Below are 27000 nucleotides of genomic sequence, written 5' to 3'. Positions count from 1 at the left end.
GTGATCCCGTGGCTGCACGACCTCTCCAAGACATCGTCGAACCAGGCTGGGCCAAGGCACTTGAGCCGGTCGCCGGGCAGATCGCCTCGATGGGCGACTTCCTGCGGGCGGAGATCGCCGCGGGCCGGACCTACCTCCCCGCCGGCAACAATGTGCTGCGCGCCTTCCAGCAACCCTTCGATGAGGTGCGGGTACTCATCGTCGGACAGGACCCCTACCCCACCCCGGGACACGCGGTCGGGCTGAGCTTCTCCGTGGCGCCGGACGTCCGTCCGCTGCCCGGGAGCCTGGAGAACATCTTCCGCGAGATGCACTCCGACCTCGGTCTGCCCCGGCCCTCCAACGGCGACCTCACCCCATGGACCCAGCAGGGCGTGCTGCTGCTGAACAGAGCCCTGACCACGGCGCCGCGCAAGCCCGCCGCACACCGCGGCAAGGGCTGGGAACAGGTCACCGAACAGGCCATCCGGGCCCTGGTGGCACGCGGCGGCCCGCTGGTGGCGGTGCTGTGGGGGCGCGACGCACGCAATCTGCGACCGTTGCTGGGCAATCTGCCGGCCGTCGAGTCCGCCCACCCCTCGCCGATGTCCGCCGACCGCGGGTTCTTCGGCTCCCGGCCGTTCAGTCGGGTCAATGAGCTCCTCGTCGGACAGGGCGCCCAGCCGGTGGACTGGCGCCTGCCCTGAGCCGGGCCGCGTCCCGGGCCGGGGGATAGTGTTCCCCGCATGACGGATGCGAACATCCCTGCGGGTTGGTACGCCGACCCGCAGGGCACCCTCCAACAGCTCCGTTGGTGGGACGGCTCCCAGTGGACCGGGCACACCCACCCCGGTCAGCAGGCACAGCCCCCGGGGCAGGCCGGTCAGCCGGGCCAACCGCAGCCCGCACCGCAGCAGGCGCCCCAGCAGACCCCTCAGGCTCAGATGCCCCAGCAGTACGCGCCACAGCAGCAGCCGGCCCAGGCCCCGTACGGCCAGCAGGGCGGTTACCCGCAGCAGATGCCGGGGCAATCCGGGCAGCCGGGCCCGCACTCCGCCGGCGCACACCACCAGGCGCAGCAGCAGGGCGGCATCCGGCGTCAGGTGCAGCGGCAGGCCGGCGTGGCCCCCACCGGGCCGGGCGGCGGCACGCTCTTCACCGAGCCCGTGCTGGTGGTCAACCAGAAGGCCAAGCTCATCGAGGTGAGCAACGAGTACGCGGTCTACGACCAGAACGGCACCGCCCTCGGCTCGGTCGTCGAGATCGGCCAGAGCACCGCGAAGAAGGTGCTCCGGGTGGTTTCCAGCCTGGATCAGTACATGACCCACAAGCTGGAGATCCGGGACGCCTACGGGCAGCCGCAGCTGGTGCTGACCCGGCCCGCGAAGCTCATCAAGTCCAAGGTGCTGGTGGCGCGTCCGGACGGCCTGCCGGTCGGCGAGATCGTCCAGCAGAACGCCATCGGGAAGATCAACTTCTCGATTCTGGTCAACGGTCAGCAGGTCGGCGCCATCAAGGCGGAGAACTGGCGCGCCTGGAACTTCGCCATCGTCGACCACGCCGACGCCGAGATCGCCCGGATCACCAAGACCTGGGAGGGCCTGGCCAAGACGATGTTCACCACCGCGGACAACTACGTGCTCCAGATCCACCGGCAGCTGCCCGACCCGCTGCTGAGCCTGGTGGTGGCCACCGCGCTGACCGTCGACACCGCCCTCAAACAGGACGCTCGCGGCCTTGGCTGAGCCCGGGGGCACCGGAGCCGGCGACCACGTCCTGGGCGTGGACTCGGGCGGCTCGGGCCTGCGGATCGCGGTGGCCCGGGTCGGCACCGACGGCGGACGGCCCCGGCCGGCGGCCACGTTCACCTCGCGCGAGCCGGTCCGCACCGGCCCTGCCGGTATCGACGCGGACCACCTGCTCGACCAACTCCTGCCGGCGGCAACGGAGTTGGCGCAACGGGTGGGCGCGGAACGGTTCGTCGCGGGGTGCGTGGGCGCCGCGGGCATGGGCACCCTCGGCGACGCGCTGCGCGCTCGGCTGCCCGCGGCGCTGGCCACCGCCTTCGGAATCCGGCGCCTCGCACTCGCCTCGGACGCGGTGACCGCCTACGCCGGAACGCTCGGCCAGCGGCCCGGTGCCGTGGTCGCCGCCGGCACCGGCCTGGTCGCCCTGGGCACCGACCTGACCCCGTCGGGCGGCTGGCGCCGGGCCGACGGCTGGGGGCACCTGCTGGGCGACTGCGGCAGCGGCGCCTGGATCGGACGGGCCGGGCTGACGGCGGCGCTGCGCGCATACGACGGTCGCCCCGGCGGTTCGCGGGCGCTGCTGGGCCGGGCGGAGGCGATGTTCGGGCCGGTCACCGGGCTGCCCGCCGCGCTCTATCCACGGCCCGACCGGCCCGCCGTGCTGGCCGCGTTCGCCCCCGAGGTCGCGCACTGCGCCGCCGGCGACGCGCTCGCCGCCGGGATCCTGGCCGACGCCGCGCGCCACATCGCCGACTCCGCGGCCGCGGTCTGCCCACCGGGCCCCGGTGCCGCGGTCGCGCTCACCGGCGGTCTGCTGGGCCTGGGCGACCCGTTGCTGTCCCCGCTCCGGACGGCGCTTGCCGAGCGGCTGCCCGACGCCCGTCCCACCGAGGCCGCCGGGAGCCCGCTCGACGGGGCGCTGGCGATCGCCGCGGCGCTGGCCGCGGACCGCCTGACCCTCCCGGTCGACGGGAAGTTGTTGCAGATCACAGGGCATGTGACGGACCCACCACCCCGACGCGCGGGATAAAACGGGACGGATACCTCGTGACGGAACCCTCCCTCGGCGGCCGGGCACTACGAGGCGTTAGCATGCGGCGCCATGAGTTCCCCCACTGGGCCCGCACCTGGCTCGCCCCGTATCGACGCCGACGCCTCCGGCCTGCCCGTACGCATGCCGCGGACGCGGCAGTCCGGCCGCCACCGCAAGCCGGAACCGCTCGCCGCACCCGAGGGCGCCCCCGCCCTGGTGCTGGCCGTGCCCGGCATCCCCACCCCCGCCTCGCGCAGCCTGGCGGAGGAGGTCTCCAGCATCGCCCGGTCCGAACTGCCCGGCCTCGACGCGCGGATCGGCTACGTCGACGGCGGGGGCCATGAGTTCCCGGAGTTCCCGTCTTTGGAGGCGGTGCTGGCGCAGGGCGCCGCCGAGCAGAAGGCCCGGGCGGCCGCGGCCGGCCAGCCCGACCCCGGCCCCGGCGCGGTCGTCGTCCCGCTGCTGGCCGGCCCGGACAGCGCCCTGCTGCGCCGGATACGCCAGGCCATCATGAACAGCGCTTCCGGCGCCGAACTGACCGACGTCCTGGGCCCGCACCCGCTGCTCGCCGAGGCGCTGCACGTCCGGCTGTCCGAGGCCGGTCTGGCCCGTGCCGACCGGGCCCGGCTGTTCACCGTCGCGACCGCCGCGGACGGCATCATCCTCGCCACCGTCGGCGGTGAGGAGGCGGTGCAGGCCGCCGGGATCACCGGCATGCTGCTCTCCGCCCGGCTGGCCGTGCCGGTCCTGGCCGCCGGCCTGGACGAGGAGGGCGCCATCGCCCGCACCGCCGAGCAGCTGCGCGCGTCCGGCTCGCACCAGCTGGCACTGGCCCCGTACCTGATCGGCCCCGAGCTCGCCGACGGCCTGCTGGGGGCGGCCGCGGCGGAGGCGGGCTGCGCGTCGGCCGAGGCGCTCGGCGCGTACGGCGCGGTGGGCCGGCTGGTGGTTTCGAACTACGCGGCGAAGATGGGGATCCCCCTGCCGGGCCAGGGCCTGGGGGCACCCGTCCGGTAAGCCTGCGTCGCAGTCGCGCGGCATCGGAAGCATGTCCGGTGTCGCACCCGTTCACCGAGGGCCGTCCCGCGCCGAACGCGCGGGGCGGCCCTCCGCGCTGTCCGGCCTTCCTTCCGGCGCCGCCCGCACCCCCGCTGAGCGGCGCAGATGCCCGTCAGGCGGCCTGGGAGAGCGACGCGGACCTTGGGGGCGGGAAGGGGCGCTGGCGGGCCCTGTGCGGGCGCTCTGCGGGTGCCGTGCGCCCCACCGTGCGCCGTCCCGCGTCTTCGTCCCCGCGCGGCCGATGAGTCGGGCCCCGGTGCCTCGTCTACCGTCATGGCCCACCCCACCCCTCAGGAGGAGGACACCGTGTCGGACACCATCGCCCCCGAGGACGTCGCCCGCGCCTGCTTCGCCGCGTACCTGGCCCAGGACCGGCCGGCCATGGAGCGGCTGCTCGCCGAGGAGTTCGTCTTCACCAGTCCGCAGGACGACCACATCGACCGGGCCGCGTTCCTGGAGGTCTGCTTCCCGACCGCGGACCGGGTCCGCTCCCAGGAGGTCCTCGACGCCGTCCGGTTCGACGGCGGCCAGGTCTTCGTCCGCTACGAGTACGAGCTCATGACCGGTGAACGCCACCGCAACGTCGAGGTGATGACGGTGCGGGACGGTCAGCTCACCGAGACCCAGGTGTACTTCGGCGGGCGCTTCCCCCAGGGGTGACGGCCGCGCCGGCCGGCCCCTCGGGCGCCGGCCCCGTCAGACGAGGACCACGCACGAGGCGGCCGGCGCCGGCACCGAGCCGCCGCGGGTGGGGACCCCGCTCTCCGGGTCGACGGTGAACCAGGTGACGTCGCCGGAGCGTTCGTTGGCGGCGTAGAGGTGACGCCCGTCGGGGTGGAGCGCGAGGTCGCGGGGCCAGTGGCCGCCGCACGGCACGGTGGTGACGAGGGCTGCGGTCCCGGCCCGGGCGTCCAGGGAGAGCACCGCGATGCTGTCGTGACCGCGGTGGGCGGCCCAGGCGAACCGGCCGTCCGGGGAGATGACCAGCGCGGAGGGGAACGTCGGGCCGGTGCCCGCCGCCCCTTCGGGGAGCAGCGGGGTCTCCCCCAGCGGCGTCAGCGTGCCCCGGTCGGCGTCCCACCGGCAGAGCGTCACGGTCGGGTCGAGTTCGTTGATGACGCAGGCGAGGTCGCCGCGCGGGTGGAAGGCGAGGTGGCGGGGCCCGCTGCCGGGGCGCAGGCGGGTCTCGTTCCACACGGTCAGGGTGCCGCCCGCGGGGTCGAGGGTGCAGATCCGGACCGAGTCGGTGCCCAGGTCGACGCTGAGCAGCCACCGGCCGCTGGGGTCGGGCCGCACGGCGTGGGCGTGCGGGCCCTCCTGGCGGTCGGTCCGGGGGCCGCTGCCCTGGTGGGCGAGGACCCGCGCCGGGCCGCGGAGGGTGCCGTCGTCCTGTACGGGGAGCGTACTGACGTCGCCGGAGCTGTAGTTGGCGGTGACCAGGTGGCCGGCGGTCAGGGTGAGGTGGGTGGGGTCGGCGCCGCCCACCGGGACGGCGGGGGCGAGCAGGACGGGCCCTTCGGGGGTGAGGCGGAAGGCGGCGGCCGCGCCGTGCGGGGTCTCGCTGACGGTGTAGAGGTGACGGCCGCCGGGGTCCGGCACCAGGTAGGAGGGGTTGGGGACGGCGTCGGTGGAGTGCAGCGGGGTCAGCGCCCCGGATGCCGGGTCGACGGCCGCGGTGGTGATGCCGTGGCCACCGGCGGTGGTGAAGGAGCCGAAGTAGGCGCGTGTGCCCTCGCCGTGCGCCGGTCCCCCGGTGGTCCGCTCGCCCGCTGGTCCCGTCGTCGCCACTGGTCGTCGCCCTTCGTCCGCCTGCCCGTCGGGGACCGTCCGGCCGGGGTGGCGGCCGGCCCGTCGCGGCCCCGCCGCCCGGACGGTGTCCCGTTGTCCGGGCGACGCTAACAGGACGGGTGGGGGCGGCGCCGGTGGTGGCCGGGACTGGCCGGTGGCACGGCCGGCGGGCCACCGGCCGGCACTCAGGACGCGGCGAACGGCGCCCGGGGCGAGCTGCGCACCGGGTGGGCGAGCGCGGTGAGCGCGGACTCCAGGTCGTGCAGATGGGCCAGGGCGCGCTCGGCACCCGGGTGGTGGGCCGGTGCCGGGGCCGGGCCGTCGAGCGCGGCCACGGCCGTGGGCCCGGCGGCGAACAGCGTGCCCACCACGGCCTCCACGCGCTGGCAGGCGGCGGTCAGCCGGGCGTCGTGCGAGGCCGCCGGATCGGCGGCGACCGCGGCCAGGCCCCGCACCTGTGCGGCGCACTCGTCCAGGTAGGCCACGACCTGGCGGGCGCGGGCCTTGCGGTGCCGCAGCGGGTTGAGCGGGTGCAGCAGCGGTACCAGGGCCAGCCGCACGCGGGCCAGCAGCAGCTCCAGCTCGGCGACGTGCGGTGTCGGGTCGGCCTGGTCGTCCCCGGCGAGCCGGCGGGCGGCGACCGCGGTGCAGTCCCGTACGCAGTGCACCGCGCGCTGGATCCAGGCGTGGGTCGCGGCGTGGGTGGTCACCGGCAGCACCAGCGCGACCGCCAGTGCGGCTCCCAGCGCACCGACCGCGGTCTGCTCCAGCCGCACCGCCAGCAGCCCGGGGTGCAGGACGCCGAGCAGGCCGTAGAGCAGGCCGGCCATGCCGGTGACGAAGAACATCATCCAGCTGTACGAGGGCGCCGCGGTGTAGAAGATGCCGAAGACGCAGACCGCGACCAGTGCGGCCGTGGGGACCGGGGCGCCGTGCAGCGGGACGGCGATCAGCAGGCCCACCGCGATGCCGGTGACGGTGCCCAGCATCCGCCGGAATCCGCGGATCAGGGTGTCGCCGCGGGAGGCGGTGTTGACGAAGATCCACCAGGCCGAGACCACCGCCCAGTACCACCGGTCGTGCGACAGCACCTGGCCGGCGGCGAGCGCGAAGCCGCAGGCGGCGGTCGCCTGGACCGCCTGCCGGGTGGTGATCCGGGCCAGGCCGCGGCCGCCCGGCGGGGCCACCGCGGCCGGCGGCGGCAGCCGGCGCTCGTAGCACCAGAGGCCGAAGCGGACGGTCGCGGCTGCGAGCAGTCCGAGCGCCACCGCGCCGGACAGCTCCGGCAGCCGGTCCGGGGTGGCGTGCAGGAACTGCACCATGAAGAACATCATGAACCCGAAGATCCCCAGCGCGTGGCCGCGCGGGCCCCAGCGGCGGGCGTACACCCCGACGCCCACGACGGCGAGGAACGCGGCGTCGCGCAGCAGTGGGTGGCCGTGGAGCGCGGTGGCCGCGGCGAGTACGGGGAGGCCGGCGACGGGCAGCAGGGTGGTGCTGACGGCCTGGCCGCGCACCGTGGGGTCGCCGACCGTGAAGAGCGCGAGCAGTGCGGCGAGCCCGCCGGCGACGGCCGCGAGGACCGACTGCGCGACGAGTCCCGACACCGTCACCGCCAGCGTGATCCCCAGGACGGCCCGGACGGCGCTGCGCAGCCGCATCCGTCCTGGGTCCGGAGCCACGAACATCCTCTTCAGCACGGCCTCCCCTTCGTTGTTGTTCTTCGCCCGCGCCGGCCGGTGCGGGCGGGGGCGGGAAACAGCCCATGAAAAAGGCGCCGCGGATTCCGCAGCGCCATTGACGAGGACATCAGACCATCAAGCCACCAGGTGGCTCAAGGGATGACGAAATGACTGGTCCATTGGCATGGTGAAGAGGCGTTTCGGTGCGCCAGTAGCGGGCCAACGGACCAGCCGGGGCGGGGTGCCCGGGCGGCGGGGCCGCCTCGGGCACACCTCACCTGGGGGACCTCACATGGGGAGGGAGCGCAGCCGCACCGGGCCGGACGGCCAGGCGGCGCCGTCGTGCAGGGGCGTCCACAGGGTGCGCAGCGGCATGACCACGGGTCCGGCGGGCTGCTCGACCTGCACCTCCGCCAGGACCTCCCGCCAGCCGAGCCGTGCGTAGAGGGGGACCAGCACCGGGCGGCAGAAGAGCAGGCCGTGCCGCGGTCCCATGGTGCGGGCGTGGTCCAGCGCGGCCGCCACCACCCGCCGGGCCAGCCCCCGGCCGCGTACGTCCAAGGCCACGGCCACCCCGCCGACGCCGATCACCGAGGTCTCCGTCCCGCCCAGCTCGATCGGCAGCCGGCGCAGACCGGCGTGCGCCACCAGGCGGCCGTCGAGCCGGATGCCGAAGTGTTCTTCCTTGGGCAGCCAGGTCAGGCCGGCGGCGGCGACGCCGAAGGGGTCGGGGCCGTCGCCGAGGATCTCGGTCAGGTGGTCGCCGGTGAAGTCGTCGAGGCGCACCGCGGTGAGCTGCGCGGGGAGGTCGGTCATGCCGTGCATCATGATCCACCGGACGGCCGGGGGACCAGTCCGGGCGGCACCTGAGGCGGAGCGGGCGAGGTGAGCCCTCGGGCGGGGCGTCGGACGATGCTCAGGCGAACTGGGCGACGTACTCGTCGAACGGCGGGATGCCCACCTCGGCCCGCCGCTGGTCCATCCGCTCCGGGTCCCGGCACGGCCACGGTACGGGCGCGCCGTCCCGGACCCCGGCGATCTGGGTGCCGTAGATCTGCTCGTGCCCGTCGTTGACGAGCGTGCGGTCCGTGAGGAAGGCCAGTTCGCGGGGGCTCGCCAGGCCGTCCGCGACGGCGCGTTCCATCAGGCGCAGGGCGCGCCGCTGCACCTCCAGTTGGCGGTCGGCGTGCTGGGCCACCAGCCAGGCGCCGCGGGCGGCGTCCGTGCCGAAACGGTCCGCGGTGGGCCAGCCGTGGGCGTCGATGATCTCGGTGAGCCGGTCGGCGTGCCGGGCGGTCAGCCGGCGCCAGGCCAACTGGTCGGCGAAGTCGCCGCTGTTGGCGCGGGGTGCGGCCTGGTTGTCCGCGGCGGCCATGGCGACGAGTTCGGCCGCCACCGCGGCGAGGTCGTCGTCGGCGCCGTGGTGGCCCCGGTCGCCGTGGTCGGTGCTGCGCTCGTGCGTGCCGTGCGTCATCCGTGCTCCAGACGGTGGTGGTGACCCTGCGTCGGGTCGGCTGCCTCCACGCTAAAGGGGCGAATCGGCACGGAAGATCGTGCTTGGGTACGGTGACGGGAGGGGCGCCGCGGCGGGATAATGGATCTGCCTCCGGAACGCTCCGACCGTGCTCGGCACCCCGCCGACCAACCCGCCGACCGTGAGGAGGCCGTGGGCCGATGGCCGTGGACGCGCTGGATGCGAAGATCCTCCGGTTGCTGCTGGAGCAGCCGCGGACGAGCGTGCGGGAGTACGCCCGGGTGCTGGGGGTCGCCCGCGGGACGGTGCAGGCCCGGCTGGACCGCCTGGAGCGGGACGGGGTGATCACCGCCTACGGTCCGTGGCTCTCGCCCGCCGCGCTGGACCACCCGGTGCTGGCCTTCGTGCACATCGAGGTGACGCAGGGGCATCTGGAGGAGGTCGCCGCCGCGCTGGCCGAGGTGCCGCAGATCATCGAGGCGTTCTCCACGACCGGCGGCGGGGACCTGCTGACGCGGGTGGTCGCCCGGGACCCGGCACACCTGGAGGACGTGATCCAGCGGCTGATCAGCCTGCCGGGGGTGGTCCGTACGCGCACGGAGGTGGTGCTGCGCGAGCGGGTGCCGCACCGGATGCTGCCGCTGGTCGAGGCCGTGGGCGGCGCGGCCGGGCCCGCGGGCTGAGGGATCCGGGCGGGACGGCGGCGGCGCGCGCCGGTCGCGGAGTTGCCGGCCGGGACCCATCGCGCCCTCCGGAGCTGACGCGGGTGGGTACGGCGGTGTTCCCGGAGATGCGGGAGCGGTCAGCGGGAGTTGGCGCCGGACGGCGTGCGCGGGGATCGGGTGGGCGGATCGGTCGGGGTGATCGCGGTGGGCCCGGGGCCGGCCTGGTGCGAGGTGCGCCGGCCGGCCCCGGGGCGCGTCACTTCAGGCCGAGGGACGCGCACTCCGCGGCGACGGCCGGGGTGCACAGCCAGTCGGTGCGGACCACTCCGTCGCTGACGACGGTGTCCTTGAGGTTCTCCTTGGTGACCATGGTGGCCTTGAAGAGCTTGGCGGGGATGCCGGACTTGCTCTTGCTGTCGGCGGTGGTGGAGGTGAGCGAGGTGATGCTCTGCCCGCGCAGCAGACGGAAGGCGATCTCCGCGGCGGTCTCCGCCTCCGGCCGCACCTCCTTGTAAATGGTGAACGCCTGAGTGCCGTTCAACAACCTTTGCAATGCGGGAAGTTCGGCGTCCTGGCCGCCGACCGGAACATTCTTCACACCGGCCGACTTCAGCGCATCGGCGATACCGCCGGCCATCCCGTCATTCGCCGAGTAGACCGCGCCGAAGCCCTGTGGACCACGGGAGTTGATGACGTCGGTCATCTCCTTCTTCGCGGTCGCCTCGGACCATTCGGGGATGTCCTTCTCGTCGACGATTTTGCGGACCTTGCCGTCGAGGGCGGCATGCGCGCCCTTCTTGAAGGACGGGGCATTCGGGTCGTCCGGGGAACCGTTGAACATGACGACGTTGGCGGTGGCGGCCCGGGAGCCGAGCGCGGTGAGAATTCCCTCGCCCTGGAGGCGGCCGATCTTCTCGTTGTCGTAGGAGACGTACGCCTTGACGTCGCCCTCGGCGAGCCGGTCGTAGGCGACGACTTGTACGCCCTGACGTGCGGCGGAGTCCACCCAGCTCCTGGCCGCCCGAGCGTCGACCGGGTCGAGGACGATGACCTTGACGCCCTTGTTCACCATGGCCTCGAACTGGGTGCGCTGGGTCTCGGCGCTGGACTCGGCGTTCCCGTAGTCCACCGTGCATTCGAGGCAGAGCGCCGCGATTCTCCGGGAAATGATGCGGTGATCGAATTTCTCGTACCGCGTGGATTTGCTCTCGGGAAGGAGGAGGCCAATATGGTCCTTCCCTTCGGGCGCTGCCTGATGATCACTTCCGCAGGCCGCCAAGGGTGCGGCGAGGGAAAGTGTCAGCGCACTGACGATGACGCGGCGACGTATTGTTGCATTCATCACATTCACTGCGCCCATTGCCTTCATCGGCCTCATGAAAAGTACCTCCACAGGGGCCGCCCTGACTCGGCCCATGAAGGGCTGAGTGAACGTCACTGAAGCCCGGATCGTCAAGAAACGAAGCAATAACGATACAAAAGGGAGTCATGCGTTGAGAGACCGAAGGCGGCGCGGGCGCGGCGCTCGACGGACGGGCGGCGCGCACGGATCGGGTCGCGGCGGACCGCGCACCGGCCGCTACGCCAAGTGATCTTCCCTCGGCCGTGGGGCAGATTCAGAGCCATGAGCACGGTACGGAAACAGACCCCCGTCTCCGCCGAGGGGCGGCTGGGCCGCGCGAACGAACACCCCGGGCGCAGCGACCAGGACTACCGGCGGCGCCGCGACGCCCTGGCCGCCCGCGCCGCCAACCACCCGGTGGGAGCGCCGTATCCCGGCGTCGAGTACACCGAGGAGGAGCACCGGACCTGGCGGACGGTGCACGACGCGCTGGCCCCGGCGCACCGGGCGCACGCCTGCCGGGCGGCGCTGGAGGCCGGTGCGGACGCGGACATCCCCGCCGAGCGGGTCCCGCAGCACGCGGACGTCACGCCCGGGCTGCGGGCCCGTTCCGGATTCGCGCTCACCTTGGCCGGCGGGGTGGTGCCCAACGAGCGGTTCCTGGGGGCGATGGAGCACGGCTACTTCCACGCGGTGCAGTTCGTACGCCATCCGGCTGTGCCGCTGTACACCCCCGAACCCGATGTGCTGCACGACGTGTTCGGGCACGGGATCCACCTGTCGTCGCCGCGCATCGCCGAGCTGTACCGGGTGATCGGCCGGGCCGCGAACCGGGTCCGGACCGCGGAGGCGCTGGACATCCTGAGCCGGGTGTATTGGTACACCCTCGAATTCGGGCTGATCACCGAATCCGGGGCCGTCAAGGCGTTCGGCGCGGCGCTGCTGTCGTCGTACGGGGAGATCGCCGCGCACGAGGGTCGGGAAGTCCGCGAACTGGACATGTCTGCGACAGCCAGTACCTACTACCGCATTTCCAGCTATCAGCCCGTTTTATTCGCGGCGCGCTCTTTCTCCCATCTTGAGGACACGCTCGGTGCGTTCTGCACGGAATTCGACGATGACACCGGGAATCGGCTGGGGCTGCCGGCGCTCCCCCGCGACCGGGGGTAGGGCCTGTCCGACCCTGATCCACCGGTCACACCCTGGGCCCGGTCGTCACGCTCACGCCTGTCGGGCGACGGCGGCGCGCATCCGTAGGGCGGTGCCGTACCGGCGCAGCAGGAGGAGGGCGGTGGTGGCGAGTCCGGCGAGCAGGCCGAGCCAGATGCCCAGGGTGTGCAGGCCGGCGGCGTAGCCGAGCGTCCAGGCGGCGGGCAGGCCGACCAGCCAGTAGCCGATGAGGGTGATCCGGAAGCCGCTCCTGGTGTCGTCGAGGCCGCGGAGCAGGCCGACGCCGATGTTCTGCGCGCAGTCGAAGAACTGTAGGACGGCGATGACGAACAGGAGTTGGGTGGCGAGGGCGACGGCGTCCCGGTCGCCGGCCGCGGCCGGGTCGAAGAACGCGCGCAGGACCAGGTCCGGCAGCGCGAGGTAGATCACCGCGACCACCGCCATGACCGCGGCGGCGCAGGCCAGGGCGGTGTTCTTCAGGCGCCGGGCGGTGTCGGTGCGGCCCAGGGCGAGTTCCCGGCTGACGTTGATGGACGCGGCGTGGGAGAGCCCGACGGCGACCTGGAAGACGATGTAGACGAGCTGGTTGACGGCGGTGTGCGCGGCGAGCGCGGCGCTGCCGAAGCTGCCGGCCATCAGGGCGGTGACGGAGAAGAAGCCGGCCTCGGAGCCGTAGGTGGCGGCGATCGGGATGCCCAGGCCGGCCAGGGTGCGCACGGTGGCGGCGTCGGCCTTGGTGATGTCGAGGCCGAGCCGCGGGGCGAGGACCGCGTCCCGCCGGGCGGCGGTGTACAGGGCCAGGAACGACAGCAGGTGGACGACGGAGGTGGCGACGCCGATACCGGGCAGGCCGAGCTTGGGCAGGCCCCATGTGCCGTGGACCAGAGCCCAGTTGAGGCCGGCGTTGAGGGCCACCGAGGCGAGGGTGATGCGGAGCAGTGCCTGGGGGCGGCGCATGCCGACGGTGAACTGGCGGATCGTCTGGAACCACAGGCAGGGCAGCAGTCCGGGTGCGAGCGCGGCGAGCATCGGCCGGACCCGGTCGGCGATCGCGGCGTCCTGACCGAACCAGGTGAGCGCCTGGCCGATGAGGACCATCAGGACCGCGCCGACCAGTCCGGCGAGGGTGGCGACGGCCATGCCGGCCCGGACGGTGTCCCGGACACCGGCCACGTCGGCGGCCGTGCCGCGCCCGGCGTCGTCCTCCTCGCGGGCCGCGGCGGCGGCGATCCGGTTGCCGACGGAGGTGACCAGGCCGACGCCCATGGTGCGCAGCTGGTTGAAGAGGACGAGGGCGAGTCCGCCGGCGGCCAGGTCCGCGGTGCCGAGGAAGCCCATCATCACCGTGTCGGTGGTGGTCAGGGCCACCTGGGCGAGCTGGGTGAGGACGAGCGGTACGGCCAGGGCGGCCAGCGCCCGGCTGTCGCGGAGGAGGGTGGTCAACTGCGTGGCGGACATGAGGGGCATGGGCCGTCAATTCCTGCGGAGTTTGCCGAGGCGTTCGTCGATCTCCCGCTCGACGTCGGGGGCGAGGAGGCCGCGGGCGGCCAGCCATGCGTCGTCGAAGACGGTGTCCAGGTATTTCTCCCCACCGTCGTTGATCAGGGCGACCATGGTCGTCCCGGGCGGCAGCGAGGGGAGTCGGGTCAGCGCCTCGTGCACCACGCCGCCCGCGGAGCCGCCGATGAGCAGGCCGGTGCGGGCCACCGCTCGGGCGGTGGCGAAGGCTTCGACGTCGCCGACCTTGACGCCCTCGTCGATGAGCGAGAAGTCCACCAGGGCGCCGATCTCCGCGCCTTCGGGGGTGCCGGTGCCGGACTGGTAGTAGTCGTGGGCGGGTCCGCCGAAGGCGATGGAGCCCTTGGGTTCCACGCCGATGGTGGTGATGTCCGGTATGAGGGTGCGGAGTTCGCGGGTGGTGCCGCAGAGTGCGCCGCCGGTGCCGACGGCCGCGATGAGCAGGTCGATCCGGCCGTCGAGCGCCTGGTGCAGCTCGTGGGCGACGGGGAAGTAGCCGACGCCGTTGCTGGGGTTGTTGTGCTGTTCGGTGAAGTGGGTGTTGTCCTGTCCGCGGGCCAGTTCCTCGGCCCGTTCCTCGCGGGCGGCGGTGGCCAGCTCTTCGGTGTCGTCGTCGCTGACGTAGACGAGTTCGGTGCCCAGGGCGCGCATGGCGCGGAGCTTGTCGGCGCAGGCGTGGTGGTCGACGACGGCGGTGAAGGTGTAGCCGCGTTCGGCGGCGACGACGGCGAGGCCGAGACCGGTGTTGCCGGAGGTGGACTCGACGATCCGGCCGCCGGGGCGGAGTTCGCCGCGGGCCTCGGCGTCCAGGACCATCTGCCGGGCCATCCGGATCTTGGCGGAGCCGGTGGGGTTGAACATCTCCAGTTTGAGCAGCAGCCGGCTGCCGTTCTCGGTGCGGCACAGTTCGAGGAGCGGGGTGTGGCCGATGAGTTCGGACACGCGGGAGACCACGGCGGGGCGGTGCAGTGCCTCGTTCACGGGCGGGACTCCTGGGGCGGGTGGCCGGTCGGGTCAGGGGGCGGGGTGGCGGTCCAGCCGCCAGCGCGGGCGCCCGTCCGTGCGGTCGAGGACGACCTTGGGGGGCAACGGCAGTTCGTGGAAGGGGGATTCGTTGGAGTCCATCTGGTAGCCGGCCGTGTTGGGGTAGACCAGCAGGTCACCCGGTGTGGGCCGGCGAGGGAAGGGGATCTTGCGCCAGGTGAGCAGGTCCGCGTCCAGGCAGGTCGCCCCGCCGACGCAGGCAGGGTAGGCGGGGGATGCCGCGTCGCCGGTCGCCCGGCCGTCCGGGCCGACCAGGACCGGCTGCGGCAGGTACTCGCTGTTGAACCACTGTTCGGACAGGCTCAGGCTGGTGCCGTCCACGGTCACGATGCCGTATCCGGCGCGGTCCTTGACGCCCTGGACGCGGAAGACGGAGGCGCCGGCGCGGTCCAGCAGCGCGCGCCCGGGTTCCAGGAGCAGGACGGTGCCGGTGTCCCGCAGTCGGTCGGCGAGGGTGTGGGGTCCGTCGCCGGTGGTGGTGAGGACGGCGCGCAGCGCGTCGGCCCCGGCGACCGGTGAGTGGTACGGGTAGAAGTCGGCGGTGTCGAAGGTCTTGTCCGCGTGGTAGTGACCCGGCTGCTGGGCGGCGAGGAAGGCGTACCAGTCGGCGGGGGCGCAGTAGTCGACGGCGAAGCCGCCGCCGATGCTGATGCGGTCGGCCTGGAGGCCCATGGTGCGGGCGGCCAGGCAGCGGTCGATGAGGTGGGCGGCGAGCGCGGCGCGCGGCTGTACGGCGTAGCCGGCGAGGTGGAAGCTGAAGCCCTCCATCCGGATCGCGTCGCCGGCCTCGACGCAGCGGGCGAGGGCGGTGTCCAGTTCGGCGCCGGTCATGCCGAACCGGCTGCCGGCCTGCGCCGGAGGCAGCAGCCGCAGCAGGATGCGGGGCGCGCGGGGGGCGCCGTGCGGGGCACGGTGCAGAAGCCGGGCCAGTTCGTCGAGGGAGTCGACGGCGATCAGGCACGCCTGGAGCGCCGCGACCCGCAGCAGGTCGTCGCTCTTGGCGGGGCCGGTGACCACGATCCGTTCGCCGCGGACACCGTTGCCGAGCGCCTCGCGCAGTTCGCCGAGGCTGGCGACGTCGACGCCGATGCCGGTGGCGGCGCAGCGTTCGATCCAGACGGCGGCCTTGTTGGCCTTCTTGGCGTAGTGGATCCGGCCGTCCACGCCGGCCTCGGCCAGTGCCGTGCGGAAGGCGGCGGCGTTGGCGTCGAAGCGGTCGGGGAGCAGGAAGTGGAAGGGCCCGCCGAAGGCGTACGACAGTTCGGGCAGCAGTCCGCTGTCGAGGACGGCGTCGGTGGCGGGGTCCGGGAGCGCGGGCAGGGACGGGGTGCGGACCTCGGTCACTGCCACAGCGGCACCTGGGTTCCCCGGCCCTGGGCGAGGGCGAGTTGGGCGAACCGGTGGCCGAGGGCGATGTCGGTGACGACCAGTCCGCTGTTGTAGCCGAAGATCCGCTCGTCCGGGGTGCGGCGGCCGTCCGCGGCACCGGCGACGATCTGCGGCAACTCGGCGTCCACGGGCGGGAAGTGGCCGTCGGCGTCGGCCATGTCGGTTCCGGTGACCCGCATCTGGGCCTCGCTGGTGGCGATCACCCGGTCGGCGCGGTGCAGGGTCGAGGGGGCGAGGCCGTGCCCGACGAGGACGGCCAGCGCGCCCGGGGCGAGCCAGTCGGCCTCGACGGCGGCGCGGGTGTGGCCGCCCGCGGTGGCGACGATGACGTCGGCGTCGGTGGCGGCCGCCCGCAGGTCGGTGACGCGTTCCAGTGTGCGGTCGGGGAAGTGGCGGTGCAGTTCCGCGCGGACCGCGGCGATGCCGTCCGGGTGGGTGCCCGCCAGGAGCAGCCGGTCCAGGTCCGGGAGCGTGGTCAGCAGGAACGGCAGGGCCAGCCGGCCCTGGGTGCCGGTGCCGATGACGAGGGCGGTGCGGGCTCCGGGCCGGGCGCAGGAGCGGGCCAGCAGGGCGGAGACGGCCGGGGTGCGCAGGGCGCCGATGCGGCCGCAGTCCATCATGGCGAGGGGCAGTCCGGTGACATCGTCGTAGAGGGTCAGCGCGGTGTAGTAGTGCTGGTCCCCACGGTCCTTGTCGAGGCCGTGCTTGTAGGAGGTCTTGACGGCGACGACGTCGCGGGAGCCGTCCCGGCCGAGCATCGCGTAGGCGACGGAGTGCCCGTCGGCGGGCTTGACGGTGAGTTTGCGGGGGTTGTCGGACCGGCCGGCGGCCAGGGTGCGGTACGCCTGCTCGACGGTGTCGACGACGTCGGTGAGGGCGATGTCGATACCGGCGAGGTCACTGGTGGACAGGGCGCACAGGGTGCGGCCGGGTGTGTCCCCGACGGGGGTGCGGCGGTCGGTCACGAGGTCCTCCAGGGCGGGCTGTCGGTCTCGTCTGCGGTGTGCGCCTCGATGGCCTCCTGCCCGTAGCCGTGCTCGGTGGCCTCGGCGGGCGGGCGGGTGCGGCGGCCGGGGACGCGTACGGAGGCGCGCTTGAGCCAGCGGTCGGTGCCGTCGTAGCGGGCCTGGAAGGGAACCCGGCCGTGGACGACGAGGTCGTTGTCGACGACCAGGACCTCGCCGGGTTCCAGGGTGACCGCGGTGGAGACGGCGGCGAGTTGGTCCGACAGGCGGCGGTAGGCGGCCCGGTATGCGGGGGTGGCCTCGTCGAGGGGGGTGTAGGCGGGGTCGAAGCGGAGGGTGGGGCCGTCCGCGGACTGCCAGATGGTGGGGACCTTCGGCGGGCGGCCGTCGAAGCCCCGGGCCTCGGTGTAGGCGTCGTCGGGGAGGATCGGGACCTCGGGGCGGGAGAGGGTGGCCAGGTCCGCGTCGCCGAGCCGGACCTTGCGGATGCTGGCGGCGGTGGTGGCGATGGCGTCGTGGTTGCGCAGGCAGCCGAGCATCAGCAGGTGGGCGCGGCCGGGGTGGAAGGCGTCCTCGGTGTGCGGGCTGAGCAGGACGCTGCTGCTGGCGCCGGTCTGGGCCTGTTCGTGGCCGGGCGAGGGGACGATGTCGTGCACGAAGCGGCCGTCCTGCTGGCCTTCCCAGGCGATCGGGTTGCCCATGACGGTGGCGAGCAGCAGCAGCACGATCTCGTGGCGGGCGGCGCGGGCGGCGCGGTCGCCGGCGGTGGCCCAACTGCCGGGCGTGGGGCCGATTCCGGTGTCGTCGACGGGCAGGCCGCGCAGGACGAACAGGCCGTCGTCGGTGTCGACGGGGCGGCAGGCGTGGCGGATCGACGCGCTGAGCGCGGTGGCCGTTTTCGCCACTTTCGCCGCTTTCGCCACGGCGGCGGGCAGGTGGGGCGGGGTGGCGGCGGTACCGACGGCGGTGAGGATCTCCTCGGCCGCGCGGCCCAGTTCGGTCAGCGATGCGTCGTCGAGCAGGCGTACGGGGGCGGCTCCCGTGCTCATGGCGAGGCCATCCGTTCCGTTGGAGGCGGAGGTGCACCCCGACTCGACGTCTCGACACGGGAGTTGGGCCCGATGGGGAGGCCGGTCGCGGTGAGCGGGTGCCGCCGAAATTACACAGGGAAGTTGGGTTAGGCAAACCTTAGTTCGTAATAGTCGTGAGGCTGCGCGAGCCCTTGCGCAAGTACCCGAGATTAGGGTAGGCAAACCTTAGTCAATGTGGGTCCGCCGTACGGGGATCCGCCTCCGGCACCGCTGGAACGAGGGCGCGATGGTGAACCTGAACAGGCGTCAACTGCTCTGGGCCGGCGGCGGCATGGGCGCGGCCGCGCTCCTGGCCGCCTGTGGTGGCGGGACGGGCGCGGCCCCCGACGGCGGCGGGCCCGACGGCCCGCCCCGCAAGGGCGGCACCCTCCGCATCGGCGCCCTCGGCCGGGCCTCGGCCCTCACCCGCGACCCGCACGGCACCCAGGGCAACGAGAGCGACTACCTCATCATCGCGCTGGTCTACGACACCCTCACCACGCCCGGCCTCAAGGACAACACCGTGGGCCGGCTGGCGACGTCCTGGCGCTCTTCCAAGGACCTCAAGACCTGGCGGTTCACGCTCGCCAAGGGCGCGACGTTCCACGACGGCACGCCCGTCACCGCCGACGACGCCGTCTGGTCGCTGCGCCGGCTGCGCAACACCCCGGCCGGCGCCGCCCGCCTCCCCGGCGTCCAGGCACCCCGCATCACCGCCGACGGCAAGGACACCGTCGTCCTCGTCTCCGACCACCCCAACGCCGAACTGCCGCTGCTCACCCGCCTGACCACCTTCGTCCTCAAGAAGGACACCCCCGAGAAGGACCTGGCCAAGGCCCCCGGCACCGGCCCGTTCACGCTCGACTGGTACCGCGGCGGCAACGCCCGCCTGGTCCGCAACCCCCACTGGCACGGCGGTGACGTCCACCTCGACGCCATCGAAGTCACCATGTTCGAGAGCCCGCAGGCCATGGCCAACGCCATGCTCGCCGGGCAGCTCGACGTCGCCTCCAACGCCGGTGCGGTGGCCGCCCGCACCGCCGCCGGCCGGCAGGACATCCAGGTCGTCCGCCGCCCCAACGACATGGCGATGCCGATCGTGATGCGCACCGCCGACGGCCCGTTCGCCGACCCGAAGGTCCGCGAGGCGGTCAGGCTGATCGTCGACCGCGAAGCCATGGTCAAGCAGGTGCTCTCCGGCTACGGCACCGTCGCCAACGACGTCCTCGGCACCGGCGACCCCGACTACGCCGAGGACATCCCGCAGCGCCACCGCGACCTCGCGCGGGCCAGGCAACTCCTGCACGAGGCGCACTTCGACCTGTCGAGGACCTACGAGCTGGTCACCACCGAGGACATGGCCGGACTCGCCGAATCCGCCACCCTCTTCGCCGCCCAGGCCCGCGAGGCCGGCCTCGCGATCAAGGTCACCCGGCAGGAGTCCGGGACCTTCTACGCCAGGACCTGGCTCAAGGGCGACCTCTACACCACCTACTGGGGCACCAACGACTCGGTGGTCTTCTTCGCCTCCAAGACCATGACCACCGGCGCCGGACAGAACGAGGCCGACTGGTCCGACCCGCGGTTCGACGCCGCGTGCAGCAAGGTCCTGGGCACCGCCGACGCCGCACAACGCGGCCACGCCCTGCGCGACCTCCAGCAGATCGAGCACGACCGGTCGGGCTACCTCCTGTGGGGCATGGCCGACGGCATCGACCTGGCGGCCCGCAAGGTCCGCAACCTGCCCAAGCTCCCCGGCTACGGGCGGGTGCAACTGGAACACGTCTGGCTGGCGCAGTGAGCGCCCCGCCCGGCGGCCCCATCGCCCGGCCCACCACTCGGCCCACCACTCGGCCCGACACCCGGACCGACACCCGACCCGACACTCCCTGGAGCACCGGCGCCGGGCGGACCGCCGCCCGGACCGCCGCCCGGATCGGCGCACTGCTCGCGAAGCGGATGCTGATGCTCGCCGTCCTGCTGGCCGTGGTGTTCGCCGCCGTACAACTGCTGCCCGGCGACGCCGCATCGGCCACCTCCGAGCGCGGCGAAGGCGCCGCCGGGGTCGCCGCCCGCCGCCATCTGCTGGGCCTGGACCGGCCGGTGTGGGAGCGCTTCCAGGACTGGATGACCGGGCTGCCCACCGGCAACCTGGGCACCTCCGCCCGCGGGGAGAAGGTGACCGACCTGCTCGCCGCGCCCTTCCCCAACACCCTGCTGCTGGGTGGCACCGCCTTCGTTCTGACGATGGTCGCGGCACTGGCGCTCGGCTGCTGGGCGGCGGCCCGGCCCGGAGGACGGCTGGACCGGGCGATCGGACTCGGCTCCACCGCCACCTTCGCACTGCCCGAATTCATCGTCGCCGTCGGCCTGTTGCTCGTGCTGTCCCTGTGGACGGGCTGGCTGCCCGCGGTCACCCTCACCGGCGGAGACGGCTCCCCCGCCGACTGGACGATGCTGGTGATGCCCGTACTGGCCCTGGCCGTCCCGCAGACCGGCTGGAACACCCGGATCGTGCGGGCCGCCCTGGCCGACCAGGAGCGTGCCCCGCACGTCACCGCGGCCCGCCTCGACGGCCTCCCCCGCCGCCAGGTGCTGCTACGACACGCCCTGCCGGGCGCCCTGCCCACCATCGCCACCGGCGCCGCCACCTCCACCGGCATGCTGCTGGGCGGCGCCGTCGTGGTCGAAACACTCTTCAACTACCCGGGAATCGGCACGGTGCTGGCCGGCGCCGTCGCCGACCGCGACACCCCCGTCATCGCCGGTGTGGTGGCCTGCGCCGGTGCCGCGGTCAGCCTGGTGCTGTTCCTCGCCGACCTGATCCGGTACCGCGCCCTGGGAGACCGGCCATGAACGCCACCGCCGCCCCGACCGCACCGGCCCGCGCCCGACTTCGGCGGCCCCGCGCCCTGCCGCGGGTGGCGCCCGCACTGCTGCTGACCGTCCTCGCCCTGCTCGGCCCACTGCTCGCGCCGCACGCCGCCGACCAGCCGGTCACCGCCCCGTACGCGCCGCCCGGCGACGGCGCGCCGCTCGGCGGCGACCAGTTGGGCCGGGACGTCCTCAGCCGGCTGCTGCACGGCGGCAGCGCCCTGATCGGCAGCGCCCTGATCGTCGCGCTGGTGGTCACCGCACTGGCCACCCTGCTGGGGTGCCTCGCCGCGCTCAGGCCCGCGGTGGGCCGGGAGATCGAGGCGGTCGCCGACGTCGCGATCCTCCTGCCGCCGGTCCTGGGCATCATGCTGCTGTCACTGGCCTGGCCGGGCGGCGGACGGCCCTCGGTGACGGTCGCGGCGATCGCCCTCGGTACGCCGTACGCGGTGCGGATCGTCGCCAGCGCCGCCGCGCCGCTCGCCGCCGCCGGCTTCGTCGAGGCGGCCGCCGCCGGTGGCGAGGGCCTGTGCCACCTGGCGCTGCGGGAGATCCTGCCCAATCTGCGGGCCACCGTCCTGGCCCTGTTCGGGCTGCGCTTCGTCGAGGCGGTGTACGTCATCTCGATGGCCGGATTCCTCCAGCTCGGGCCCCAACCACCCACCGCGGACTGGGCGTTGATGATCCGCGAGAACGCCTCCGGCATCCTGCTCAACCCCTGGGCGGTGGTCGCCCCGGCCCTCGCCATCGGCCTGCTGGCCATCAGCGTGAACCTGGCCGCGGACACGGTGGCACCGACGGCCGGACGCCGGACGGTGAGCGGACGCCGGGCGGTGAGCGGACGCTGAGCGGGGGGCGGACGCTGAGCGGGGGGTGGGGCGGGCTCCGTGACGCGGCGGGCGGCGGGCGTACGACTCTGCCGTGCGCGCGCACCACGGTCCGCTTTATCTCCGTCCTCGTACCCGTACTCGTACTCGTCTGCGTCCGCGCCCTCGTCCTAGCCCTTGTCCCCATCCCGGACCTTGCCCTCGTCTTCATCCTCATCCTCATCCTCATCCTCATCCGTAGGACTCCAGCAGAGGAACGCAGCCCGGTCATGACCGATGAACAGTCCGCTCCGCCACCCCTGGTCCGCGTCACCGATCTGGAGATACGCCTCGCCGACGGTCCCGTACTGCTCGCCAGCGCCCGACTCACCCTGCGGCCCGGCCGGATCACCGCGCTGACCGGCCCCTCCGGCTCCGGCAAGACCACCCTCCTCCGCGCGCTGCTCGGCGAACTGCCCGACGGCGCCGAGGTCACCACCGGCACGGTCGAGGTCCTCGGGCAGGACGTCCTGGCCCTCCCCCCGTCCCCCCTACGGGAGTTGCGCCGGCACCGCCTCGGCTACGTCGGCCAGGACCCCGGCTCGGCGCTCACCCCCCGGATGCGGGTCCGACGCCTGGTCGCCGAGGTCGCCGCCGACCCCAGCCCCGCAGCCGTACGGGACCTGCTCGCCGCCTGCCGGCTGCCCATCGATGACGGTCTGCCCGACCGTCGCCCGGGTGCGCTTTCGGGCGGCCAGCAGCGCCGGGTCGCCCTCGCCCGGGCGCTCGCCCGCCAGCCCGACGTCCTGCTCCTGGACGAACCCACCGCGGGCCTCGACCCCGCCCTCCGCGACGAGATCGGCGCACTGCTGCGCGACCTCGCCGATCAGCACCACCTGGCCATCGCCCTCGCCTGTCACGATCTCGAACTGGTTCACCGGTACGCGGATGACGTCGTCAACCTGACCGCACCGGCTCCCGCAGCCACCGCCGGCGACGCCGACCGAGCCCCCGCGGACGGCCAGACACCCGAACACGGCCAAGGCCGACAGGAGTTGAGGCAGACACCGGAGCCCCCGCCCGTCACGGAGGCAGCGCCGGCGACCGCCGCCGGGAACCCGTCCCGCACCCGGCCGCGGCCCCCCGGCCCCCCGGTACGTCTGCCCGCCGCCACCGGCCTGGGCGCGCGCCGCCTCCACGTCACCTACCGACGGCGGGGCGCCAGCCATCACGCTCTCACCGACGTCGACTTCCTGGCCGCGCCGGGAAGTTCGGCGGGGGTCTGCGGTCCCTCCGGCTCCGGCAAGACCACCCTGCTGCGTGTCCTGGCCGGGCTCCAGCACCCGGATGCGGGGGCCCTCACCTTCGACGGGCGAACGCTGCCGGTGCTCGTCCGCAAACGGCCACGCGAGGACCGCCGCCGCATCCAGTTGGTACCGCAGAACCCGCTCGGCGCCCTCAACCCCGCCCACACCATCGGCGCCACACTGGCCCGCCCGCTGCGGCTGCACCGCCGGGCCGCCCGAGGCGCGGTCACCGGCCGGGTCACCGACCTCCTCGGCCAGGTCGGACTGCCTGCTGCATTCGCCGGCCGCTATCCGCACGAACTCTCCGGCGGCCAACGCCAACGGGTCGCCATCGCCCGCGCCCTGGCCTCCGAACCGGACGTGCTGCTGTGCGACGAGATCACCTCGGCCCTCGACCCGGACACCGCCGTGGCGGTCATGGACCTGCTGACCACGATCAGGACGGACCGCGGCCTGACGCTCGTCGTCGTCAGCCATGACGCACCGCTCGTCGCCGCGTACACCGACACCGTGCACACCCTGGAGGCCGGGCGGCTGATCTCGACCGGCCCGTCCGCGAACGTCGGGGAGCACCCGCCGGTGGCCCGCGCAACAGCTCACTGAGGGTGCTCGGCGACGATCGACGACACCCGATGGCGTCCGTGGCGTCCGTGGCGTCCGGCAGGGCCATACCCAGGGCCTGGCTCCTGGCCTGACCTGGCATGGCGTGATTTGGCGTGGTCTGGTGTGGTCCTGGCGTGGCGCCGATCGGGCGTGATCCGGTGTGGTCTGGTCCGGCCCGGGGGTCCGCCTCACCCCCCGACGCCGATCAACGCCATCGTGATGTTGTCCGGGGCGCCCGCCTCGATGGCCGCCTTCCACAGCTCGAAGGCGGCCCGCCCGCCGTCGTGCACCCGTAGCACCGCGGCGATCTCCTCCTCCAGGACCGGATCGGTCAGCCCGTCCGTGCACACCACGTACCGCCGCTCCCGCGCGAGCGGCACGCTCCGCACATGCGGGGTGATCGCGTTGAACCGGGCCGCGCCGCCGATCGCCTGGGTCACCAGTGACGTGGTCCGCTGTCCCGCCTGCAACGGCGGGCTGTCGTCCACGCTCACCTGGCGCAACCCGGCCCCGTCCGACTCCAGGACCCGGCTGTCGCCGACGTTGAAGACCAGCAGTTCATCGGGCAGGACGACGGTGCCGGCCACCGTCGTGCCCATCGCGGTCAACGCCCGATCGCGGTCGGCGGCGGCGTACACCGCCCGGTTGCACCGCGTCAGGGCCTCCCGCACCGCCTCCTCACCGTCCAGTGACGGCCCCAGCGCCGCCAGGTGCGCCACGGTCAGCGCGCTCGCCACTTCACCGCCCGGCTGTCCGCCGATACCGTCGGCGACCGCCACCACCAAGGGGCTGCCCAACGGGAACACCAGCGTCTGCGGGGTCTCGGTCACCGTGCCGCACAGCGTCCACGGCCCGACGACCAGACTGTCCTCGTTGTGCTCCCGGATCAGACCGGTGTGGCTGAGCGCCGTCACCGTGATGTACCGCGTAGCCGTGTCCATGGCCGTCGCTCCCTCGCGGTCGCTCCCCCGCCGGGTCCGCCACGACGTCTCCCGTCTCGCCCCTGGCCCACGGGCTCACCCGGCCCCCGCCCGACCGCTCAACGTGTGCCGCTGCATCAGCCGGGAGACGTCCTTGGCGGTGATGATCCCCACCAGATGCCCCCCGTCCACGACCAGGATCCGCATGCCTGTCCGCAGGGACGGCTTCTCCAACGCCTCGGTCAGCAGATCGTCCGGCGCCGCCACCGCGCACTGGGACAGCGGTGTCGCCACGTCCCGTATGCGGAGTTCCGCCCGCTGGGCGACCGGTATCGCCACGAGCCTGCGAAGGTGCACGATGCCGCTCGGCCGGCCCTCGAAGTCCAACAGCGGGACGGCGGAGTGCCCGGTGTGCACCGCCACCTCGTCGATGAAGCGCTGGACGGTCAGCCAGTCCGCGCCGGTCACCACGGGACTGGACATGGCATCGGCCGCCCGCACCCCGCGCAGCGCCGTCTGCAGCGTCGCGCGCCGCCGCTCCGCCCCGGCGACGACCGAGATGAACAGCCCGATGAACCCCAGCCACAGCCCGCTCGGCACCCCGCGCAGTACGGAGATCCAGCCGACGGCCACCAGCAGTCCGCCGATCACCTGCCCGCCCCGGGACGCCACCAGATCCGCGCGGTCCCGGTCCCCGGTGCGCCACCACAGGAGCGCCTGCACCACCCGGCCGCCGTCCAGGGGGACGGCCGGCAGCAGGTTGAACACGCCCAGGAACACATTGGCCCAGCCCAACCACACCAGGACGATCGAGGGCACCGCCCACAACGACAGCGCGTTCAACCCGAACCCGGCCCCCAGCGCGACACCCCCGATGAGCAGACTGGTCAGCGGACCGCTGACGGCGACCGCGAAGGCCGCGGCCGCGGTTTGCGGCCGTCCCATCCGCGTCATCCCGCCCAGCGCCCACAGGGTCACGTCCTCGACGGAGATCTGCTTCCGCCGCGCGATCGCGGCGTGCGCCGTCTCGTGCAGCAGCAGACTGCCGGTGAGCAGCGCGGCGCCGACGACCCCGGCGAGGGCGTAGACGATGGCGGAACGCCCCGGGGCGATCACGGGCAGCGTCTGCCGCCCGAGGCCGTACGCGAACAGCGCCACCAGCAGCGGCACGCTCCAGTGCATGCGCAGCGGCACCCCGACCACTTGTCCGATCCGGACCGAGCCGTTCATCAGCGTCTCCCGCCGGCCCGGGCGGTGGTTCCTCCGGGCGGGGCTTCCCGCCCCGCACTCCGCGGACCGCCCGGCAGGGCATTCACCCTCATTGTCACTCGCCACCCCGTCCCCGTCGGCTGCCACCACCACCGGCCCTGGCCCACCCCCCGTACTGACCTGCCCCGCACCTGCCTGTCGCACTGCCCCGCCCCTCTCTGCCTGCCTTTCTGCCGGTCCGTTCGCCTGCCTGCCGGCCTGCCTGCCGCACTAACCTGGAAGTGCGGACGCCATCGGGTGCGGCCGCCAGCAAGCACGGCGCACCGCCCTGGACACGGGAGGAGAGAGCCATGGGACGCAGCCACCACTTCCACCTCGATCAGGGCGGCCACTCGATCACCGTGAACATCGGACCGGGACGGGACGGCGAGATAGAACTCCTGGTCAACGGCAAGGTCGTCGCGTACCAGAAGGAACACGACACCGGCCTGAACCTCCTCACCGGCGAACTTCCCGACGACCCCGTCCGGCTCTTCCGCGTCCGCGTCCGAGAGCCACGGCTCGTCCCCACCGCGCCCCGCTGCACGCTGGAACTGGACGGAGTGGAACGCCCCATGCCCGAACGCCACCTCGTCTGAGCCACCGCCGCGACACCGCCGCCTTCACGATCCGTCGCCGCCCGTCACCCCGTTCCTTCACCCCCTCAGTGACAGATGCGCGGCCGCCTCATCGCCTTCCTCCTCGCACCCGGCCCTGCCCCTCCTCCCCACTCGCCCACTCACTCGTTCCTGCACTCGCTCGGCCTTGTGCTCACTCGGCCTTGCGCTCCACCTTGTGCGCTCCTACTTGGTGGTCTTGCGCTCCGCTTCCACCAGTTCCTTGAACTGCTGGAGATCGCTGCGGACACCACGCTCGATCGCGACCGCCTGCGCGAACCCCTGCGGCCCGCCGAAGGTCTCCTTGATCGTGCCCGGGTCGTACTCGAACCGGGCCTGGAGCCGGGTGTGCTCACGGTCGATGGGCAGCAGCGAGAACGTCCCCGCCAGATCGGGGCCGCTCGTGGTCTGCCACGTCATCACCTTCTCCATCTCCCGGTCGACGATCTCGACCTGGAACTCCTGCTCCCTGCCACCTGCGTCGATATCCAGGTGCGCCCGTCGCTCGCCCGCCGACCGGGCTTCCCGGACGCCGTTCAGGAACCGTGGATAGGTCTCCGCACGATGGAGGCAATCCCAGGCGTTTTCGAGGGGAACGCTGATGTCGATGTGTTCTTCGAGAGTGCTCATCGGACACCTCACACCTTCCTGCACGACCCCCACTACGTCTCCAGGGTCCTCCGCCCGGCGGCCCGAAGC

Annotated in this window: 25 protein-coding genes; 12 read left to right on the top strand and 13 right to left on the bottom strand. The window is 73.4% G+C overall.

Going from position 1 to position 27000, the window contains the following annotated elements; all coding sequences use genetic code 11:
• Positions 1-8 precede the first annotated feature (8 nt).
• The 5 genes from ACFVT2_RS05690 (at position 9) to ACFVT2_RS05670 (ending at position 4479) form a co-directional block, all read left to right on the top strand.
• Complete coding sequence (locus ACFVT2_RS05690) at positions 9-686, top strand: uracil-DNA glycosylase (protein WP_390012568.1); 678 nt, start codon at positions 9-11, stop codon at positions 684-686.
• 39 nt (positions 687-725) lie between these two features.
• A complete protein-coding gene (locus ACFVT2_RS05685; RefSeq protein WP_390012566.1) occupies positions 726-1724 on the top strand; it encodes a phospholipid scramblase-related protein in 999 nt (332 codons plus the stop codon).
• Entirely contained in the window at positions 1717-2757 is a 1041-nt protein-coding gene (locus tag ACFVT2_RS05680) for an N-acetylglucosamine kinase (protein ID WP_390012564.1), read from the top strand. The genes ACFVT2_RS05685 and ACFVT2_RS05680 overlap by 8 nt, the downstream gene beginning before the upstream one ends.
• A 72-nt stretch (positions 2758-2829) precedes the next feature.
• Positions 2830-3777: a sirohydrochlorin chelatase gene (locus tag ACFVT2_RS05675; protein WP_390012562.1), complete on the top strand. Its 948-nt coding sequence runs from the start codon at positions 2830-2832 to the stop codon at positions 3775-3777.
• Positions 3778-4125: 348 nt separating this feature from the next.
• On the top strand, positions 4126-4479 hold the full coding sequence (locus ACFVT2_RS05670) for a nuclear transport factor 2 family protein (RefSeq protein ID WP_390012560.1): 354 nt from the start codon (positions 4126-4128) through the stop codon (positions 4477-4479).
• Between the two features lie 36 nt (positions 4480-4515).
• Here the strand turns inward: ACFVT2_RS05670 and ACFVT2_RS05665 are convergent, their stop codons facing one another.
• The 4 genes from ACFVT2_RS05665 to ACFVT2_RS05650 form a co-directional block, all read right to left on the bottom strand.
• Positions 4516-5607, bottom strand: a complete 1092-nt coding sequence (locus ACFVT2_RS05665) for a lactonase family protein (RefSeq protein WP_390012558.1) — start codon at positions 5605-5607, stop codon at positions 4516-4518.
• A 185-nt stretch (positions 5608-5792) separates the two neighbouring features.
• Positions 5793-7295 (bottom strand): FUSC family protein, encoded by a 1503-nt coding sequence (locus ACFVT2_RS05660; protein ID WP_390012737.1) that lies wholly within the window; start codon positions 7293-7295, stop codon positions 5793-5795.
• Between the two features lie 282 nt (positions 7296-7577).
• Positions 7578-8105, bottom strand: coding sequence for a GNAT family N-acetyltransferase (locus ACFVT2_RS05655; protein WP_390012555.1), 528 nt, complete (start codon positions 8103-8105; stop codon positions 7578-7580).
• Between the two features lie 100 nt (positions 8106-8205).
• Positions 8206-8664 (bottom strand): DUF6624 domain-containing protein, encoded by a 459-nt coding sequence (locus ACFVT2_RS05650; protein ID WP_390012735.1) that lies wholly within the window; start codon positions 8662-8664, stop codon positions 8206-8208.
• Between the two features lie 299 nt (positions 8665-8963).
• On the opposite strand from ACFVT2_RS05650, the gene ACFVT2_RS05645 reads away from it, so the two are divergent.
• A complete protein-coding gene (locus ACFVT2_RS05645) occupies positions 8964-9446 on the top strand; it encodes an Lrp/AsnC family transcriptional regulator (protein WP_390012553.1) in 483 nt (160 codons plus the stop codon).
• Between the two features lie 238 nt (positions 9447-9684).
• Here the strand turns inward: ACFVT2_RS05645 and ACFVT2_RS05640 are convergent, their stop codons facing one another.
• Positions 9685-10770 (bottom strand): sugar ABC transporter substrate-binding protein, encoded by a 1086-nt coding sequence (locus ACFVT2_RS05640; RefSeq protein WP_390012551.1) that lies wholly within the window; start codon positions 10768-10770, stop codon positions 9685-9687.
• A gap of 282 nt (positions 10771-11052) precedes the next feature.
• On the opposite strand from ACFVT2_RS05640, the gene ACFVT2_RS05635 reads away from it, so the two are divergent.
• Positions 11053-11940: a phenylalanine 4-monooxygenase gene (locus ACFVT2_RS05635; RefSeq protein ID WP_390012550.1), complete on the top strand. Its 888-nt coding sequence runs from the start codon at positions 11053-11055 to the stop codon at positions 11938-11940.
• A 51-nt stretch (positions 11941-11991) separates the two neighbouring features.
• On the opposite strand, the gene ACFVT2_RS05630 is transcribed toward ACFVT2_RS05635, so the two are convergent.
• The 5 genes from ACFVT2_RS05630 to ACFVT2_RS05610 are packed head-to-tail and all read right to left on the bottom strand — an operon-like array spanning position 11992 to position 17905.
• Positions 11992-13407: an MATE family efflux transporter gene (locus tag ACFVT2_RS05630; protein ID WP_390012548.1), complete on the bottom strand. Its 1416-nt coding sequence runs from the start codon at positions 13405-13407 to the stop codon at positions 11992-11994.
• Positions 13408-13413: 6 nt separating this feature from the next.
• Complete coding sequence (locus ACFVT2_RS05625) at positions 13414-14439, bottom strand: cysteine synthase family protein (RefSeq protein ID WP_390012546.1); 1026 nt, start codon at positions 14437-14439, stop codon at positions 13414-13416.
• 33 nt (positions 14440-14472) lie between these two features.
• Positions 14473-15852: a Y4yA family PLP-dependent enzyme gene (locus ACFVT2_RS05620; protein WP_390012544.1), complete on the bottom strand. Its 1380-nt coding sequence runs from the start codon at positions 15850-15852 to the stop codon at positions 14473-14475.
• On the bottom strand, positions 15843-16856 hold the full coding sequence (locus ACFVT2_RS05615) for an ornithine cyclodeaminase family protein (protein ID WP_390012542.1): 1014 nt from the start codon (positions 16854-16856) through the stop codon (positions 15843-15845). The genes ACFVT2_RS05620 and ACFVT2_RS05615 overlap by 10 nt, the downstream gene beginning before the upstream one ends.
• Entirely contained in the window at positions 16853-17905 is a 1053-nt protein-coding gene (locus ACFVT2_RS05610; RefSeq protein ID WP_390012540.1) for a TauD/TfdA family dioxygenase, read from the bottom strand. Before ACFVT2_RS05610 ends, ACFVT2_RS05615 begins: the two co-directional genes overlap by 4 nt.
• Positions 17906-18173: 268 nt before the next feature.
• Here ACFVT2_RS05610 and ACFVT2_RS05605 point away from each other — a divergent pair, with 268 nt between their 5' ends.
• The 4 genes from ACFVT2_RS05605 to ACFVT2_RS05590 all read left to right on the top strand — a co-directional run bounded on the left by ACFVT2_RS05605 (position 18174) and on the right by ACFVT2_RS05590 (position 23516).
• Complete coding sequence (locus ACFVT2_RS05605; protein WP_390012538.1) at positions 18174-19727, top strand: ABC transporter substrate-binding protein; 1554 nt, start codon at positions 18174-18176, stop codon at positions 19725-19727.
• A 158-nt stretch (positions 19728-19885) separates the two neighbouring features.
• Positions 19886-20782 (top strand): ABC transporter permease, encoded by an 897-nt coding sequence (locus tag ACFVT2_RS05600; RefSeq protein ID WP_390012733.1) that lies wholly within the window; start codon positions 19886-19888, stop codon positions 20780-20782.
• Positions 20779-21648 carry an ABC transporter permease gene (locus ACFVT2_RS05595; protein WP_390012536.1) on the top strand — a complete coding sequence of 290 codons (870 nt, stop codon included), beginning with the start codon at positions 20779-20781 and terminating at the stop codon, positions 21646-21648. The genes ACFVT2_RS05600 and ACFVT2_RS05595 overlap by 4 nt, the downstream gene beginning before the upstream one ends.
• 248 nt (positions 21649-21896) lie before the next feature.
• The gene (locus ACFVT2_RS05590; protein WP_390012534.1) at positions 21897-23516 is read left to right on the top strand and encodes an ABC transporter ATP-binding protein; all 1620 of its coding nucleotides are present in this window, start codon (positions 21897-21899) and stop codon (positions 23514-23516) included.
• Between the two features lie 188 nt (positions 23517-23704).
• Here the strand turns inward: ACFVT2_RS05590 and ACFVT2_RS05585 are convergent, their stop codons facing one another.
• Both ACFVT2_RS05585 and ACFVT2_RS05580 read right to left on the bottom strand, forming a co-directional pair.
• Complete coding sequence (locus tag ACFVT2_RS05585; RefSeq protein WP_390012532.1) at positions 23705-24457, bottom strand: PP2C family protein-serine/threonine phosphatase; 753 nt, start codon at positions 24455-24457, stop codon at positions 23705-23707.
• Between the two features lie 75 nt (positions 24458-24532).
• Entirely contained in the window at positions 24533-25666 is a 1134-nt protein-coding gene (locus ACFVT2_RS05580) for a site-2 protease family protein (RefSeq protein WP_390012530.1), read from the bottom strand.
• A 329-nt stretch (positions 25667-25995) separates the two neighbouring features.
• Here ACFVT2_RS05580 and ACFVT2_RS05575 point away from each other — a divergent pair, with 329 nt between their 5' ends.
• The gene (locus ACFVT2_RS05575) at positions 25996-26283 is read left to right on the top strand and encodes a hypothetical protein (protein ID WP_390012528.1); all 288 of its coding nucleotides are present in this window, start codon (positions 25996-25998) and stop codon (positions 26281-26283) included.
• 204 nt (positions 26284-26487) lie between these two features.
• Here ACFVT2_RS05575 and ACFVT2_RS05570 read toward each other — a convergent pair whose 3' ends face one another.
• A complete protein-coding gene (locus tag ACFVT2_RS05570; protein WP_390012527.1) occupies positions 26488-26931 on the bottom strand; it encodes an SRPBCC family protein in 444 nt (147 codons plus the stop codon).
• Positions 26932-27000 lie beyond the last annotated feature (69 nt).

This window comes from Streptomyces sp. NPDC058000 (genome assembly GCF_042886435.1).
GTDB lineage: Bacteria > Actinomycetota > Actinomycetes > Streptomycetales > Streptomycetaceae > Streptomyces.
The sequence above is the reverse complement of the archived record's forward strand: the minus strand, read 5'-3'. Positions and strand labels throughout refer to the sequence as shown.